The organism is Magnetovibrio blakemorei (assembly GCF_001746755.1).
GTDB classification, from domain to species: Bacteria; Pseudomonadota; Alphaproteobacteria; order Rhodospirillales; family Magnetovibrionaceae; genus Magnetovibrio; species Magnetovibrio blakemorei.
Window position 1 is genome coordinate 39090 of sequence record NZ_MCGG01000013.1, and the last position, 16477, is coordinate 55566.

13 protein-coding genes are annotated in these 16477 nt (G+C 55.5%); 10 read left to right on the plus strand and 3 right to left on the minus strand.

What is annotated here, in order from left to right; all coding sequences use genetic code 11:
- The first annotated feature begins 166 nt into the window (after window positions 1-166).
- Window positions 167-1582, plus strand: coding sequence for a pyruvate kinase (pyk, locus tag BEN30_RS04515; protein WP_069957208.1), 1416 nt, complete (start codon window positions 167-169; stop codon window positions 1580-1582).
- 116 nt (window positions 1583-1698) lie between these two features.
- On the opposite strand, the gene BEN30_RS04520 is transcribed toward pyk, so the two are convergent.
- A complete protein-coding gene (locus BEN30_RS04520; protein WP_069957151.1) occupies window positions 1699-4431 on the minus strand; it encodes a cation-transporting P-type ATPase in 2733 nt (910 codons plus the stop codon).
- Window positions 4432-4597: 166 nt separating this feature from the next.
- Here BEN30_RS04520 and BEN30_RS04525 point away from each other — a divergent pair, with 166 nt between their 5' ends.
- Window positions 4598-5473, plus strand: a complete 876-nt coding sequence (locus tag BEN30_RS04525) for an AEC family transporter (RefSeq protein WP_069957152.1) — start codon at window positions 4598-4600, stop codon at window positions 5471-5473.
- Entirely contained in the window at window positions 5470-6366 is an 897-nt protein-coding gene (locus BEN30_RS04530) for a DMT family transporter (protein WP_069957153.1), read from the plus strand. Before BEN30_RS04525 ends, BEN30_RS04530 begins: the two co-directional genes overlap by 4 nt.
- On the opposite strand, the gene BEN30_RS04535 is transcribed toward BEN30_RS04530, so the two are convergent.
- Window positions 6363-8150, minus strand: coding sequence for an AMP-dependent synthetase/ligase (locus BEN30_RS04535; protein WP_211563283.1), 1788 nt, complete (start codon window positions 8148-8150; stop codon window positions 6363-6365). The genes BEN30_RS04530 and BEN30_RS04535 overlap by 4 nt on opposite strands.
- A 93-nt stretch (window positions 8151-8243) precedes the next feature.
- On the opposite strand from BEN30_RS04535, the gene BEN30_RS04540 reads away from it, so the two are divergent.
- Window positions 8244-10022: a M3 family oligoendopeptidase gene (locus BEN30_RS04540; protein WP_069957155.1), complete on the plus strand. Its 1779-nt coding sequence runs from the start codon at window positions 8244-8246 to the stop codon at window positions 10020-10022.
- A gap of 158 nt (window positions 10023-10180) precedes the next feature.
- A complete protein-coding gene (locus tag BEN30_RS04545) occupies window positions 10181-11059 on the plus strand; it encodes a hypothetical protein (RefSeq protein WP_069957156.1) in 879 nt (292 codons plus the stop codon).
- Here BEN30_RS04545 and BEN30_RS04550 read toward each other — a convergent pair whose 3' ends face one another.
- Window positions 11060-11962 (minus strand): DUF3108 domain-containing protein, encoded by a 903-nt coding sequence (locus BEN30_RS04550; protein ID WP_069957157.1) that lies wholly within the window; start codon window positions 11960-11962, stop codon window positions 11060-11062.
- Window positions 11963-12209: 247 nt separating this feature from the next.
- On the opposite strand from BEN30_RS04550, the gene BEN30_RS04555 reads away from it, so the two are divergent.
- From BEN30_RS04555 to BEN30_RS04575, 5 genes are all read left to right on the plus strand, one after another.
- Complete coding sequence (locus BEN30_RS04555; RefSeq protein ID WP_069957209.1) at window positions 12210-13349, plus strand: Re/Si-specific NAD(P)(+) transhydrogenase subunit alpha; 1140 nt, start codon at window positions 12210-12212, stop codon at window positions 13347-13349.
- Between the two features lie 3 nt (window positions 13350-13352).
- Window positions 13353-13775 carry an NAD(P) transhydrogenase subunit alpha gene (locus BEN30_RS04560; protein WP_069957158.1) on the plus strand — a complete coding sequence of 141 codons (423 nt, stop codon included), beginning with the start codon at window positions 13353-13355 and terminating at the stop codon, window positions 13773-13775.
- Window positions 13776-13787: 12 nt separating this feature from the next.
- Window positions 13788-15182 carry an NAD(P)(+) transhydrogenase (Re/Si-specific) subunit beta gene (locus BEN30_RS04565; protein ID WP_069957159.1) on the plus strand — a complete coding sequence of 465 codons (1395 nt, stop codon included), beginning with the start codon at window positions 13788-13790 and terminating at the stop codon, window positions 15180-15182.
- A 218-nt stretch (window positions 15183-15400) separates the two neighbouring features.
- On the plus strand, window positions 15401-15625 hold the full coding sequence (locus BEN30_RS04570; protein WP_139134850.1) for a hypothetical protein: 225 nt from the start codon (window positions 15401-15403) through the stop codon (window positions 15623-15625).
- 72 nt (window positions 15626-15697) lie between these two features.
- Window positions 15698-16429: a sensor histidine kinase gene (locus tag BEN30_RS04575; protein ID WP_069957161.1), complete on the plus strand. Its 732-nt coding sequence runs from the start codon at window positions 15698-15700 to the stop codon at window positions 16427-16429.
- Window positions 16430-16477 lie beyond the last annotated feature (48 nt).

Consider the following 16477-nt stretch of genomic DNA (forward strand, 5'->3'; position numbering starts at 1 on the left):
CAGGTTCCGGCTCCTCCCCAATTGCACTTCAATCTACGCGCTCTCCCAAATGCGGGAGGGTGGTTATTCGCGGTGTTTAGGGAAATTGGGTGTCCTCAGTTTTCACAAATGCTTCATCGGAATTCTATAGCGCTTTTATGTGAAGCGCATTATGTTGCAGGCCATGATGAAACGGACAAGAAACGCTAAAATTATCGCCACGCTCGGGCCTGGCCGATCCTCAGAAGAAGACATTGCGAAATTGATTGAGGCTGGTGCCGACGTCTTTCGATTGAACTTCTCTCACGGTGCCCACGAAGACCACAAACGACGCTACAACGTCATTCGAGGCCTGGAAGAACGCTTTCAACGCCCCATAGGCATCTTGATGGACCTGCAAGGTCCGAAGTTGCGGGTGGGGAAATTTGAAAATGACCGAATTCAATTGGTCAAAGGCCAGCCCTTTCGCTTGGAACTGACCGATGCTTTGGGCAATGAAACGATTGCCCCGTTGCCGCACCCTGAAATTTTTGCGGCGTTGCGCCCCGGCATGGACTTGCTGCTCGACGATGGTAAGATTCGTTTGCGCGTTGACAAGGCGGGCAAAGACTTCGCCGAAACCGAAGTCGTGTTTGGTGGTGAACTGTCGAACCACAAGGGCGTGAACGTGCCCAGTGCGATTTTAAAATTATCCGCGCTGACGGCAAAAGATCATGCCGATCTTAAATACGGCTTGGAATTGGGCGTCGACTGGATTGCGCTGTCGTTTGTGCAGCTTCCGTCGGACGTTGAAGAAATCAAAAAAATCGTTGCCGGTCGCGCCGGTGTGATGGCCAAATTGGAAAAGCCGTCAGCCATCGAACATCTGCATGGCATCGTTGAACTGTCCGATGCGATTATGGTCGCACGTGGCGATTTGGGCGTCGAATTGCCGCCCGAAGACGTGCCCGTGCAGCAAAAGCGCATCATCAACGCGTGCCGCATTGCTGGTAAGCCGGTGGTGGTTGCGACGCAAATGCTCGACAGCATGGTCCATGCGCCGACGCCGACCCGCGCCGAAGCTTCCGACGTGGCCACCGCCATTTATGACGGTGCCGACGCGGTGATGCTTTCCGCGGAAACGGCGGTTGGCGATTATCCGATTGAATCGGTGGCCATTATGGATCGCATCATCAACCGTGTTGAACGCGATCGATTGTATCGCAAGATGACGGATGCGGCGCGTTCTATCCCCGAAGCCACGGCGGCGGACGCCATTTCGGCTTCGGCTCGCCAGACCGCGGAAACCATATCTGCGCAAGTGATCGTGTCGTTTTCGTCCACCGGTTCGACGACCATGCGTGTCGCCCGCGAACGTCCATCGGTGCCGATCTTGGGGCTGACCCCCAACATTAACATCGCTCGGCGTTTGGTGTTGGCGTGGGGGGTGCATTCCATCCGCACCCGCGACGTGAAAAACTTTGGGGAAATGATGGGCAAGTCGGTGCGCATCGCCAAGCGCCAGGGTTTTGCCCTTGAAGGTGACGCCATCATCATTGTTGCGGGCATTCCCTTTGGCTTGCCGGGTGGAACCAATATCTTGCACATTGCGAAGGTCGATTAGGTTCGCAGGCAAACAATACAGGCAGACGTAAAATGAGCGGCATCCCCAAGTTTGGAGATGCCGCTTTTTTGTGCTCAGGTTTGTCTGAAAAATTTAAGTACATGAATACGATAAAATCATTGATGTGCTCGTGGGCGGCGACGCAGCACGGCTTTTTCAAGCTCCACGATGAACAGCACGCTAGACGCCACCAAGATGATGAGAACCCAGTCCATCAGACCGATAGCGGTGGTGCCGAACAGAACCTGTAGCGTGTCCAAATAGGTGAACCCAAGCTGGAACACAATCAGCACCCCAATCGCGATCAAGGCGTATGTGTTGCCAAACAGACCCTGCGCATTGAGCACCGATGCGGTGATGTAGCGGGAGTTGAAAAGATAAAATATTTCAAAAAAGATCAGCGTGTTGACGGCAACGGTTCGTGCTCGCTCGATGCTGGCACCTTGTTCCATTTCCCACATGAACAGGCCAAAGGTGCCGACCAGTAAGATCACCGAGACGAACGCGGTCCGCCACAACAGTGCGGGCGTTAGAACGGCTTCGTCGCGGTGTCGGGGCGGGCGGTGCATGACGTTGTTCTCTGTCGGCTCAAAGGCCAATGACAGCGCCAACGTGACCGCCGTAATCATGTTGACCCAGAGAATTTGCAAGGGGGTTAAGGGGAGCTCTGAAAACCCCATCAACACGGCGGCAATGATGGTGAGCGCCTCGCCGCCATTGGTGGGCAGAATGAACAAAATCGATTTGCGGATGTTGTCATAGGCCGTTCGGCCCTCTTCAATGGCGTGCACGATGGAGGCGAAATTGTCGTCGGCCAGCACCATTTCGGACGCTTCCTTGGCGGCCTCAGTGCCTTTGTTGCCCATGGAAATGCCGATGTCCGCGCGCTTGAGGGCGGGGGCGTCGTTGACCCCGTCTCCGGTCATGGCGACGGTCAAGCCGAAGCCTTGCAGCAGGCTCACAAGGCGGAGTTTATGTTCAGGGCTGACACGGGCAAAGACATTCACATCCATCGCCAGATCACGCAGTTCGGCATCGCTCATGTGTTCCAGTTCTTGACCGGTCAACGCAATGTTGGGGTTGACCAGTCCCAGTTGGCGTGAAATGGCACACGCCGTTGTGCGGTGGTCGCCGGTGATCATCTTGACGGCGATACCAGCGCTTTGACAGCGCTCAACTGCGGCAATAGCTTCCGCGCGCGGCGGATCGATCAAGCCGAACAGCCCCAGCAGCACCATGTCGCTTTTGACGTCCTTGAAATCCAGCTCCATCTCATGGCCTTTGCCCGGTTTGCAGGCGACAGCCAGCACGCGTTGACCGCGTTCGGCCAGTTTTTCGGTGCGGGCGTGCCATAACGCCGCGTCCAGGGGGCGGTCACCCGTTGGTGTGCGCTCCGATGCGCACATCTCCAATATCTGCTCGGGGGCGCCCTTGAGGAAGATAAAGGCTTCTCCGGTATGGCTGTGGTGGAGGGTTGCCATGAACTTATGTTCCGATTCAAACGGGATCAGATCGGTGCGCGGGTACTGCTGGGCTAGGCTTTCCGGTTCCTGTCCGGCCTTGATGTTGGCAATCAGCAAGGCGCCTTCCATGGGGTCGCCGTTGACAAGCCATTCACCCTCGCGTTGTTCCAGCTGGGCGTCGTTGCACAACGCCGCCGCTCGCACCACTTCGCGCAGCAGCGGATGGTCTTGGGGCAAAACGTCGTTGCCGTCGATTTGAAAACCGCCGTGCGGATCGTAGCCGGTGCCGGAAACTTCATATTGGGTATTTGCGGTGAGGATGGTGCGCACGGTCATTTCGTTGCGCGTGAGCGTGCCGGTCTTGTCCGAACAGATCACGTTCACTTCGCCCAAGGCTTCGGCTGCGGGCAAGCGGCGCACAATGGCGTTACGCATCGCCATGCGCTGCACGCCGATGGCCAAGGTAATGGTGATGATAGCGGGCAGGCCCTCGGGGATGGCGGCGACGGCAAGGCCCACCGCAGCGAGAAACATTTGGGGCACTGAGTAATCGCGGATCAATACGCCAAAAACGGCTGTCATCCCTGCGATCACCAAGATGGCGCCGGTCAGCCATCGTCCGAACCGTGTCATCTTGCTCATCAGCGGTGTGGTAAGCTGTTCCACCGTTGCGACCAAGGTGCTGATGTGTCCAAGTTCGGTCGCGCCACCTGTGGCCACCACCACCCCGGTTCCCTGGCCTGAACTCACCAGCGTCCCGGAATGGGCCATGCACAGGCGGTCCGCCAAAACCGTTTCGACTGGGAGCGACTCGATGATCTTGTCCACCGCCACCGATTCACCGGTCAGCGCGGCTTCTTGTATGTGCAGACCTTTGACCCAGAACAGACGTATATCGGCAGGGACACGGTCGCCTGATTGCAACATCACCACGTCGCCCGGCACAAGGTTGGCCGCATCGACTGTGGCGCGGCGTCCACCGCGCAACACCATGGCTTGGGGGGACAGCATGTTGCGGATCGCCCGCAAGGCGTCTTCGGCTTTACCTTCTTGAAGAAAGCCGATGAGGGCGTTGATGACGACCACACCAAGAATAACCGAGGCATCGATCCAGTGCTCCAAAAACGCCGTGATTGCAGCGGCACCCAGCAAAACGTAAATCAGCACGTTGTGAAATTGTCTCAAGAATCGCACGACGGGGCCGGTTGGCTTGCCTTCAGCCAGCTTGTTGGGGCCGTAAGTGGTCAGGCGGTGGGCGGCCTCAGCAGCGCTCAGTCCTTGCTTTGAGGTGTTGAGTGCTTTGTAGATATCGGTGACGTTCTGCGTGTGCCAGAGGGGGGGGGGAACGCCAGCCGAGGGGCGGGTTGAGACGTGTTTTTTGGCCATGAAGGCTCTCCACAGCGGTCCGTATTGGGAGGAAGCGAGTCGCACTTGAGATCTGTTCATTATCTCACTTTTAGACCCTACGATAAAGACAGTCCTGATGTGCGACTTTCTTTTCTCCTCAGAACCCGCTAGCGTGTCTTGCCTTGAACTCCCCTGGAATTTTGCCGTGTTTGAAACGCTCTTCTCAATTGTTGCTCCGGTGTTGATCAGTGCCGCAATCGGTTATGGTTGGGCCTACATGGGCAGACCCTACAACACAGAAATGGTGACCCATTTGGTGACCGCCATCGGGGTGCCGTGCTTGGTGTTTACCACCTTGGTCCATGCCGCCATTGATTTGGATGCCTTGGCGCGGATGGCGGGGGCGACGTTTGCGGCGATTTCTGTCATGGGTGTTATCGGGTATGCCATCCTCCGGTTTTGGGGCCAGTCGGTGCGGGCTTTTTTACCGGCCTTGGTGTTTCCCAATACCGGCAATATGGGCTTGCCGCTGGCGCTGTTGGCATTTGGCGAAGAAGGCATGGCGCTGGCCGTGGCGTACTTTACGGTGTGCATTATTTTACAATTCACCGTTGGAGTCGCGGTGTCGTCGGGGGTGACTTCGCCGATGGCTTTGATGCGGGTGCCCGCCATCTATGCGGTGATTTTGGCCTTGCTGTTTAAGGCGACCGCGACCGAAGTGCCATTGTGGGCGGGAAACACCATCGAGCTGCTCAGTGGTTTCACCATTCCGTTGATGCTGATCACCTTGGGCATTTCGTTGCAACAGTTGAAAATTTCCGCCCTGGGCAAGAGCCTCATCATGGCCATGATCCGTCTGTTGATGGGGTTTGCCGTCAGTCTGGCGCTGGCCGATATGCTGGGCTTTGAAGGTGCCATGAAAGGCGTTTTGATTGTGCAGTCGTCGCTGCCCGTTGCCGTGTTCAATTACCTGTTTGCGGCACGCTACAACACCGACCCCGAAGCGGTTGCCGGAACGGTGGTGCTGTCGACTCTCATGTCGTTTGCGACCTTGCCGTTTTTGATGTGGTTTGTGTTGTGAACGGGTCTCTCAAGCGCGACTTGGGTTTGTTGCTCATTTTGGCGACGACCTGGAGCTTGTCGTTTTCCGCCATTAAAATCGGCTTGGAGGTCATTCCCCCTGTGACCTTGGCGATGCTGCGCGTCGCGCTGGGCGCGCTTGTTTTGTATGTGTGGTTGAAACTCAAAGGTCAAAGCTTGCCCCGTGAACCTTGGGTGTGGGGGATGTTTTTTCTGATTGGGCTGTCCGGCAGTGCCTTGCCGTTTTCTTTGATCAATTGGGGGGAACAGCACATTGCGTCCGGCCTTGCCGCCATCTTGGTGGCGACGATGCCGCTGGCGGCGTTGGTGTTGGGACGGCTTTTCTCTGATGAAGTTTTTTCCACGCGCCGCTTGCTGGGGGTGCTGGTGGGGTTTTCCGGGGTTGTCGTGTTGATCGGCCCCGAAGCGCTGTTGACGTTGGGCGATGAAGTTTTGCGCCAACTGGCGGTGGCCCTTGCGGCGGTGCTGTACGCCATCTCGGCGATCTTGATCCGCAAGCTTCCGGGGTCCAAACCGCTTCAATATGGCACCGGCGCGTTGATGGCGTCGGCGTTGATCTTGCTCCCCGCATCCTTGCTGCTTGAGCAGCCGTGGACCATCGACTTTACGTCCCAGTCCGTTGCCGCCGTTATCTACTTAGGCGTTTTCCCGACGGCCCTGGCGATGTTGTTGTTGGTTGTGGTGATCGCTTCGCGGGGGGTGACGTTTTTGTCCCTGAACAATTATCTGATCCCCTTGTTGGGAGTGTTGTGGGGAGCGTTGTTTTTGGGTGAGGTCGTTACCCCCCAAGTCATCGCCGCGTTGGTGCTGATCTTTTGCGGCATCGCGGTGGCCGGGGGCGGGCCGAGTGTTCGACAAGGCGCTTCTTCTTAGCCATACAGGGCTTCCAAAGCCTCGCCGTATACGGTCTTCAGGACATGACGGCGAACTTTTAAGGTGGGGGTCATTTGCGCGTTGTCGATGGAGAACGGTTCGCTGGCGATGATGAACTTGCGCACTTTTTCGATATTGGACAGGTGACTGTTCACCTGAGACACGGCGTCGCCCAAAGCCCGGTGTAAATCGTTGTCGTCGCTGAGTTCTGCCAAGGTTTGTGCTTTGGCGTTGGCCCTGGCCCAATCTTTCAGCCAGTCGGCATCGGGCACCAGTAATCCCACCAGATGAGAACGCTTGTCGCCATAGACCATGGCCTGGGCAATTTCCGGGGCCAGCGTCAAAATGCCTTCGACGCGCTGTGGGGCGATGTTGTCGCCACCGGAATTGACGATGATATCTTTTTTTCGATCCGTGATGCGCAAGTGGCCGTCTGCGTCGAACACGCCGATGTCGCCGGTGTGCAGCCAGCCGTCGATGATGGTGGCGTGGGTGGTGTCTTCATCGCGCCAATAGCCGTTCATCACCAAGTCGCCCTTGACCAAAATTTCTCCATCGTCGGCAATGCGCACTTCGGTGTGCGGAAAAATTGGTCCAACCGCATTCATTTTAATGTTTTCCGGCACGTTGACGCACACCACCGGACCGGATTCCGTCTGTCCGTACCCTTGTAAAATGCACACGCCGAGTGCGGTGAAAAACAGCCCGACGTCGGGGTTGAGCGGCGCGCCACCGGACACAAAGGCTTTCAACCGACCGCCAAAGCGTTCGCGCACCTTTTTCCGCACAAGACGTTCCAAAACAACGTTTTGCAGTTTGTCCATCAGCGTCATATCAGCGGGGCTATGGTAAGCTTTGGAACCCAGCGCCACGGTTTTGTCGAACAGTTTTTGCTTGTTGCCACCTTGTTTCACCACGCCCCGTGAAATACGCGACAGCATCATTTCGTACAGACGTGGCACCGCCATCATCAGGGTCGGTTTGACTTCGGCCATATTGGCCAACAACTGATCGGCGCCCTCGGCATAATAAATCTGCGCGCCCAAGGAGATCGGCCAAAATTGTCCCGCCGTGTGCTCATAGCTGTGTGACAGCGGCAAAAACGACAAAAACACTTCTTCGCTGAGACCCAGCTGTTTCAAAACCTGGGTTGCGCCAAACAGGTTGTGCAAGACCGCCGCGTGGCTTTGCATCACCCCTTTGGGAGTGCCGCCGGTGCCGGATGTGTATATGATGCATGCGGTGTCGGTTTTTTTGAAGCGCTTGGCGTCTTGGCGAATGTTGGCCTCTGACTTGGTGGCGCGGTTCAAGGCAGCCTGCCAGTTGATCACATCGACGTTCAGGCTTTGCTGAAGATCCAAGTCGTCCATCATCACGGCAAAGTGGGTGAGCTCGGACAGGTGTGCGGCTTGCAAAGCGCGTTCAGCCAGTTTGGGGGTGGAGATGATCATGCCCACGGCTTGGGAATGCTCGACGATGTGGCGGTGATCGTTCACCGTGTTGGTGATGTAAGCGGGAACCGTCACGCCTCCGGCCGCCATGATGGCCATGTCGGCAATCAACCATTGGGGCCGGTTTTCAGACACCAGCACGACGCGGTCGCCCGCTTTGACGCCCAGCGCTTGCAGACCGCGCGCCAGTTGGGTGACCTGGGCGGCCACTTCACGCCAGCTGAGGGCTTGGTACTTCCCATCAACTTTGGCCCACAAAAAGGGGCGCTCACCGCATGTTTCGGCCTGATCGAAAAACATCTCGACCAAATTGGGCCAGTTTTGTGCGCTCATGATGGAAAACTCCCCACATTGAGTATTGTGTTAAGCTACATTCCAACCCTATATCTGGTATCCGGTCAAGATGACCTGATATGGAGACGAAAAATGGCCGAAACCGCACAGCTTCCTAATTGGGATTTGTCTCATCTTTATGACAGTCCCGAAGATAAACAGCTTGGCGCTGACTTGGACGCGGCCGCCAGCCGCGCCAAAGCGTTTTCCAACGCCTATGCGGGCAAGCTTGCCGACATGGACGGCTTGGCGTTCGCCAAGACCATTGGCGAATACGAAAGCATCTTGGACGGGCTGTATAAAGCCATGAGCTACGGCCAACTGCTGTTTTCGGTTTCCACCAGCGATGCGGAGATCGGACGTTTTTATCAAACCCTGCAAGAACGTGTAACCGACATTTCCGCAGACACCTTGTTTTTCACGCTGGAAATCAATCGTCTGGATGATGAAGCTTTGGCCGCAAAAATGTCTTGCCCGCAGGCTCTGCGCTATCAGCCGTGGCTGGACAAAATCCGTCAGTACCGAGACCACCAATTGTCCGACGACATGGAAAAATTGTTGCTGGAAAAATCCGTAACCGGCCATGCCGCATGGGTGCGCTTGTTTGAAGAAACCTTTGCCGACATGCGCTTTGACGTGGACGGCGTGGGCGAGGGCTTGACCCAGTCGCAAGTCATGAACCTGCTCAGCGACAAGGATGGCGCCAAGCGCAAGGCCGCAGCCATGAGCTTTGGCAAGGTGCTGGGCGACAATGTGCGTCTGCTGGCGTTGATCACCAACACCTTGGCCAAAGACAAAGACATCGAAGACCGCTGGCGGGGGTATGCCCGCCCGGTGTCGGAACGCAATATGTCCAACCAAGTCGAAGACGACGTGGTAGATGCCTTGGTTTCCTCGGTGCGGGGTGAATTCAAGAACCTGTCGCATCGCTATTACGCCTTGAAAGCCAAGTGGTTCGGCAAAGAGGTTTTGGACTATTGGGACCGCAATGCGCCGCTGCCCGACGATGCCTCCGCCGCGTTTGAATGGGACGATGCCAAAGCATTGGTGTTGGACGCCTACAATGGCTTTGAGCCGCGTATGGCAGATGTGGCCGAGCGCTTTTTCGCGGAAAACTGGATTGATGCCCAGCCCCGCGAAGGCAAAGATTCCGGTGCCTTTGCCCATCCCGTCGTGCCCAGCGCGCACCCTTATATTTTGCTGAACTTTCACGGCAAGCCGCGCGACGTCATGACCTTGGCGCATGAATTGGGCCACGGTGTGCATCAAGTCCTGGCCGCCGATCAGGGCGGGTTGATGGCTGACACCCCCTTGACCACGGCGGAAACCGCGTCGGTGTTTGGCGAAATGCTGACGTTTCGCAAAATGGTCGACAACGAAACCGACCCGGCTAAGCGGCGCATATTGCTGGCGGGCAAGGTCGAAGACATGCTCAACACCGTGGTGCGGCAAATCGCCTTTCACGAATTTGAGCGCCGTGTTCACGATGAGCGGAAATCCGGAGAAATTTCGGTCGAGCGTTTGGGCGACATCTGGATCGAGGTGCAGAGCGAAAGCTTAGGGCCGGCCATTCGCTTTGACGATGCATACCGCAATTACTGGGCCTACATTCCGCATTTTGTGCACACGCCGTTTTATGTCTACGCTTATGCCTTTGGCGATTGTTTGGTGAATTCACTTTACGATGTGTTCGCCAATGGTGCTGAAAAAGGGTTTCAGCAGCGCTATCTGGATATGCTGGCCGCAGGCGGCACCAAGCGTCATAAAGAGCTTCTGGCTCCGTTCGGTCTGGATGCCAGCGATCCGGAGTTTTGGAAGCGCGGCCTCGGTGTGGTATCGGGCTTTATTGATGAACTGGAAGCTGTAAGCTAACTCTATTGCACAAAAAGCATGCCCATGCAGGCCCTTAGTGATCTGTTAGTGTTAAATGTGCTATGAATAATGCGTACGGTTGTGCAACGATTCTTGCGTGCTGTATGATGAGTGCCTGTGTTTTGGTTGAGAATAACTGAGTCCGACGGATTTCGTGCATGATCGAACCCGAAGAAAAGACCTACGCCAGCGGCGGCACCATTCAGGTGGCGCAACGCTCAACTGCGGCTACAAAGACCATCATTCGCTCCGCTTTGGAACTGATGATGAACAACGAGTTGCTGACTCGCGACAAAAAAACCCCCAAGCTGGATGAAGACATCAAGGAATTGGTGCGCGAAATCGAAGTGGTGATCCGCACCAATTTGCTCAATTACGGCAATGAGGTGGCGGAAAAAATCCGCAACGATATGCTGATCGCGGCTGCCGCCAATCCGTCCCAGCCGGTCGCCATTCCGAAAAAACAAGAATCGGGCAATCGCTCCAAATTCCTGCTGCGCCTCATCGCGGGACGTTTTTCGCACCTGTTTTCAGGTTCGGATAACCCGATTTTCCCGCGTGAAGTGGTGATGGGCTTTGACAACTATCTGGACAAATTGCTGGGCGAAGTTCTGTACAGCGAATTGAACGTTGAATCGCAAGAATTGCTGAGCCAGTTTCAGACCGACGATGATGGCGAAATTTGGAAAATGATCGGCAAAAATGATCGCCACAAACGCTTTGCCTATAACATCCTCATTCGCATTTTGCTGAAATTCGAAGATTTTGATTGGGCCAAGCGCAATTTCATCTCCATCCTCAACAATGTGACCGAGCGTCGCTCTGGGTTCTTGTTTGAAGACAAGCATTTCCAACTGCTGTTTACGGCCCTGTTTTCCGACCTGTTCCGCGCTTTGTGGGACGACGAAGAAAGCATCAAGCTGGATTTCATGTTCGGCGATGGCACGGCGGACCGTTTGGACGGCATTCGCGACACCTTCAAGCTCTATAAAGAATCCATTGCCGAGCGCGCCCGGGCACAAGTTGCTGTCGGTTGATTAGTCTTCCTCAGCCTTAATCTCACACTCCGTTGGGCATTCGCCGACCAGAGTCAACACTGGGCCGTGGTCCACGGGGACGATTTGTAGCGGCATGAACTTGCCGTCGCGGCTTAAGTAAAAATCATACGCAGCGTTGTTCCACAATATTTTGTGGCGTTCCTTGAAGCCGGCAACGGGTTGTGGATCGATGCGCACGCGATAGGTCTCTTGGCGGATCTTGTTGATGGTTCGGGTGGCCGGGCCAAAGTAAGTGATGCGCATGTCGAAGCGTCGCCGTCCGTCGAAACCTCTGGCGATTCCAGATTTTGGTCCGCCCGATAGGTGGCTGCGCACGATGTCCATCATTTGCGGAATCAACGTGATGGGGTCGTTGACGTTTATAAGATGCTCCGCTTCGACTTTATCGAGAACTTCGGGGCCTTTTTCGGCGGGGTTCCAGTTTTCTTCACGGCCCGCAATGGGGGATGTTCCGGTCGTCGCCTGGGCGGGGGCCGGCGCTTCGGGGAAGGTGATGTCAACCCAGCGGAAATGCTTCGTGTTGGTGTATTCCGTGTGGTAGTGGCCGGCCAAATAGGTTTTGCCCAATTCGTCCTTGTTTTGAAATGGCTGTGAAACGATCCGCCCGCGGCTGATGGCGGTGACGCTCATGTTGGTGAAATAACGTGTGACCCCACGGGTTTCCAGGTGAAAGCGGTTTTCGAAGGTTTTAGGGGTCGACAGAAACGACAAGGCAAAGTCGGCCACGTGCACGCCGCCCCAATTGGCCTCATAGCGCAAATAGAGTTCTTGCCGCGTGTCGCCGTCCGCATGGGCCGTGCTTACTATGCTCAGCGGCCAACTCAGCAGACTGACGATAAAAGCGAGAGCAAGAATGAAGAATCGGGTGAATGCGGGTTTCATGGATCAGATCATACTGAAGGCGGAGGTTTCAGCCAAGCGACAACCGTATAAGTCCTTGAAAATGTGGGTCCGAGCTTGAATGTGTGGGGAAGGGTGCCCACCTCTGTGCAGCGAGCGTTGATGTCAAGTTGTGACTAATCCAACAATAATTTGATTTTTTGCAACGCAACACTTGTGTATCGGAGCACAAGCGGGCATAAAAATTGACGCATTTAAACAGGGATCTCCCAAGCAAAAACGGTTCATCATGAAAATCGCAATTCCTAAAGAAACCCACCCAGGCGAAACGCGCGTTGCGGCGTCGGCTGAGGTGGTGAAGAAGCTGGTCGGCTTCGGTTTTGAACTGACGGTGGAAAAAGGCGCGGGTGCGGCTGCTTCCATCACAGATACGGCTTTTAAAGACGCGGGCGCCACCATTGGGGCTACGGCGGCGGCAACGTTGAAAGACGCCGACGTGGTTCTGAAAATTCTCCGTCCCAGCGCTGAAGAGCTCAAGCTGATCAAAAAGGGTGCCGTTGTGTGCGCTCATATGTCGGCGTTGAGCGAAAAGGCCGAGGTTGCCGCCATGGCTAAAGCGGGCATCACCGCGTTCGCCATGGAGCTGATGCCGCGTATTTCGCGGGCCCAGAGCATGGACATTTTGTCGTCGCAATCGAACCTGGCCGGTTATAAGTCGGTGTTGGATGCCTGCCAAGAATACGGCAGCGCCATGCCGATGATGATGACGGCGGCGGGAACCATTGCGCCGGCCAAGGTCTTTATCATGGGTGTCGGTGTGGCGGGGCTGCAAGCCATCGCCACGGCCAAGCGCATGGGGGCGGTGGTGACCGCCACCGACGTGCGCCCAGCCACCCGCGAACAGGTCGAAAGCTTGGGCGGAAAGTTCCTGACGGTTGATGCCGATATGGAAAAAGACGCCGAGACCGCTGGCGGCTACGCCAAGCAGATGCCGCCTGAATACTTTGAAAAGCAAAAACAGGTGGTTTCTGAGCACATCAAAAAGCAAGACATCGTCATCACCACGGCCCTGATCCCCGGGCGCACCGCACCGATTTTGGTCACCAAGGATATGGTGGCTTCGATGCATGCGGGTGCGGTGATCGTCGATTTGGCGGTGGAAGCGGGCGGCAACGTCGAAGGCTCGACGCTGGGCAAAGTTGTGACGTCGAAAAACGGCGTGCACATTGTTGGCCACGCCAACGTGCCGGGACGTTTGCCCAAAGACGCCAGCCAGCTTTTTGCTAAAAATCTGTTTAACTTCCTCAGCCCGCATGTGGACAAGGAAGGCAAAACCATCACCTTTGATTTCGATGACGAAACCGTGTCCGGCACCTTGGTGTGCAAAGACGGCGCGGTGGTTCATCCTATGCTGAAAGAGGGGAGCTAAGTCATGGACGCAGCTTCGATCGCAGAACAAGCCCGCAAATTGGCTGAAGGTGCCGCCGGTCTGGCAGGACAAGCCAGCGACTTGGCGGGCAGTGCAGCCCAAATGGCCCAAGCGGCCGCGGCCTCAGGTGCGCACGCCGAAGGTTTTTCCTTCATCGCCCTGTTCACGGTTTTTGTGCTGGCGTGTTTCGTCGGTTATTTTGTGGTGTGGAGTGTTACACCCGCTTTGCACTCGCCCCTGATGGGTGTCACCAACGCCATTTCGTCGGTGATCATCGTCGGCGCACTGATCGCCGCAGGTCCGGCGGATATGAATTTTTCGAAGATCATGGGCTTTTTGGCCGTGACTTTGGCCTCCGTGAATATTTTCGGCGGCTTTATCGTCACCCAACGAATGCTGCAGATGTTCAAAAAGAAAAAGAAATAGGGGCGCTGGGATATGTCTGAAAATATGAGCGCTTTTGCGTACCTCATCGCTTCCGTGTGCTTCATTTTGGCGCTGCGCGGATTGTCTCACCCCGAATCGTCACGTCGCGGAAACATTCTCGGCATGGTCGGTATGGTGATCGCCATCATCACGACCTTGGTCGATCCCGACGTGGTCAGCTACCCGATTATTTTGGCCGGGTTGGTGATTGGCGGTTCTATCGGTTCCGTTGTGGCGTTGCGCATTCAAATGACGGCGTTGCCCCAATTGGTCGCGGCCTTCCATTCGCTGGTCGGTCTGGCTGCCGTGCTGGTCGCGGCGGCGGCGCTGTTCAACCCCTTGGCATACGGCTTGGGCGCACCGGGCTCCATTGCCCCGTCCAGCCTGGTCGAAATGGGCTTGGGCACCGCCATCGGTGCGATCACGTTCTCCGGTTCGATCATCGCTTTTGCCAAGTTGCAAGGCATCATGTCGGGCGCGCCGATCACATTTAAAATGCAGCACCCCTTGAACGCGCTCTTGGGCCTCGCCTTGGTCGCGCTGTTTTACGGGTTTGCCACCACTGAATACTACACCATGTTCTGGGCGTTGGCGGGTTTGGCGTTTGTGCTGGGCTTTTTGATCATCATCCCCATCGGCGGTGCGGATATGCCGGTGGTGGTGTCAATGCTCAACTCGTACTCGGGCTGGGCGGCGGCTGGTATCGGCTTCACGCTGGGCAACCCGCTGTTGATCGTCACCGGCGCGCTGGTCGGCTCTTCGGGTGCCATTCTGAGCTACATCATGTGCAAAGGCATGAACCGCTCCATCTGGAACGTGTTGCTGGGCGGCTTCGGCTCCGACACCGGGGTGGCATCTGCCGCTGCGGCGCATGGCGGCTCGGTCAAGTCAGGCTCGGCCGACGATGCGGCGTTCATCATGGGCAATGCGTCCAAAGTCATCATCGTGCCGGGTTACGGTATGGCGGTGGCCCAGGCGCAGCATGCGTTGCGCGAAATGGGCGATCTTTTGAAAGCCCAAGGCGTGGAAGTCAAATACGCCATTCACCCGGTCGCGGGTCGTATGCCCGGTCACATGAACGTGTTGCTGGCCGAAGCCAACGTGCCGTATGACGAAGTGTTCGAGCTTGAAGAAATCAACAACGAGTTTGCATCAGCCGACGTGGCTTTTGTCATCGGCGCCAACGACGTCACCAACCCCGCCGCCAAGACCGATCCGGCCAGCCCCATTTACGGCATGCCGATTTTGGACGTGGAAAAAGCGGGCTCGGTGTTGTTCCTCAAACGCTCCATGAGCTCCGGCTACGCGGGCGTGGACAACTCCTTGTTCTTCGCCGACAACACCATGATGTTGTTCGGCGACGCCAAGAAGATGACCGAAGAAATCGTCCAGGCACTGGGGAACTAAACTCCCCCATCTAGCCTTACAAACAAAAAACGGCGGCTCATCTGAGCCGCCGTTTTTGTTGTGATTTTGTGTGATATAGACTCTGGCGCGGATTGTCCTAAAAATAGATAAACTCACCGTGCCAATCACCATATGATAAGGTGAGCAATAACGTCGCAGAGGATGTTTTCCATATGTCAGATCCCCTTTATTCTTATGAGATATATGACAACTTGCCCATGCAAATAGCGATATTGGATCGTCAAGGTCTGATCGAATATACGAACAGTGCTTGGCATGCATTTGCCATCGAAAACGGCTATCAGGGGGGGATGTTCAAGGGAACCAATTACGCTGAATTGTGCCTGAACGTTGAAGGCGTCGAAAAAGATCAAGCCAAAAGCTTCGCAGTGGGGCTTAAAGAGGTTTTAGCGGGTCTCACGAACAAGTTCGAACAGGTTTAACCTTGTCATGCACCAGACTGCCAACGATGGTTTAAAGGGATTGCTTCTCAAAAAGGTCCCAACGTTTTGGTCATGCATGTGGACATCACCGATCAGTATGAAGAGTACAACAGCTTATCTATGATGTTGAATCGGGTGCAAACCATTCATGATTTGCGCACGCCCCTGACGGCGATTTTGGGTTTTGCCGAACTCGGTCAGACTTTAAAAGCAGATAAACTCGACGTTCTACACACGTATTTCAGTCACATTCACAGCTCAGGTCTGCGCCTGTTGGAATTGGTCAACGGTATTTTAGAAACGGCACGTGGCGAAGCGAAGGCGGAACCACTTGCAGAGCAAAACATTGCACTTGAGCCATTCTTACGCTCCATCATCAATGAGACGTCCGCCTTGGCGCAACATGCCGGAGTTGACGTGCAGCTTCAGGTTCCTCAGGACTTGAACATGATCGGTCACGAAATGGGAATGTGGCAGGTGTTTTCCAACCTCATCGGCAATGCAATCAAATTCAATCGCAAAGGTGGACTCGTTCGGGTTGAAGGTGTCTTGAATGGTGCCAACGGGATCGAAATTCGTATGATTGACACCGGTTACGGAATTTCCACGGAGCGAGTGGCGGAAATTTTTAAGCCGTTTTATCGCGTTCTCGACGAAGACCAAGAGGTGCAGGAAGGCACAGGTCTTGGGCTGGCAATTTGCAAGGATATTGTACTCCGTCACGAAGGTCAGTTGACCGTGGACAGCACACTCGGAGAAGGCAGCATTTTCACCGTATCCTTGCCCAGCTGGCGCACCGCCTGACGGCATATGGTCCACACAATGCGCGTATTCACTTAAAGCTTGTGGCGT

Excerpts from the sequence above, each read along its gene's own strand:
- BEN30_RS04545 (WP_069957156.1), top strand. The coding sequence starts at position 10,181 with ATGATCGAACCCGAAGAAAAGACCTACGCCAGCGGCGGCACCATTCAG.
- BEN30_RS04555 (WP_069957209.1), top strand. The coding sequence starts at position 12,210 with ATGAAAATCGCAATTCCTAAAGAAACCCACCCAGGCGAAACGCGCGTT.
- BEN30_RS04570 (WP_139134850.1), top strand. The coding sequence starts at position 15,401 with ATGCAAATAGCGATATTGGATCGTCAAGGTCTGATCGAATATACGAAC.
- BEN30_RS04520 (WP_069957151.1), bottom strand. The coding sequence starts at position 4,431 with ATGGCCAAAAAACACGTCTCAACCCGCCCCTCGGCTGGCGTTCCCCCC.
- BEN30_RS04575 (WP_069957161.1), top strand. The coding sequence starts at position 15,698 with ATGCATGTGGACATCACCGATCAGTATGAAGAGTACAACAGCTTATCT.
- BEN30_RS04540 (WP_069957155.1), top strand. The coding sequence starts at position 8,244 with ATGGCCGAAACCGCACAGCTTCCTAATTGGGATTTGTCTCATCTTTAT.
- BEN30_RS04560 (WP_069957158.1), top strand. The coding sequence starts at position 13,353 with ATGGACGCAGCTTCGATCGCAGAACAAGCCCGCAAATTGGCTGAAGGT.
- BEN30_RS04550 (WP_069957157.1), bottom strand. The coding sequence starts at position 11,962 with ATGAAACCCGCATTCACCCGATTCTTCATTCTTGCTCTCGCTTTTATC.
- BEN30_RS04535 (WP_211563283.1), bottom strand. The coding sequence starts at position 8,150 with ATGAGCGCACAAAACTGGCCCAATTTGGTCGAGATGTTTTTCGATCAG.
- BEN30_RS04565 (WP_069957159.1), top strand. The coding sequence starts at position 13,788 with ATGTCTGAAAATATGAGCGCTTTTGCGTACCTCATCGCTTCCGTGTGC.
- pyk (WP_069957208.1), top strand. The coding sequence starts at position 167 with ATGAAACGGACAAGAAACGCTAAAATTATCGCCACGCTCGGGCCTGGC.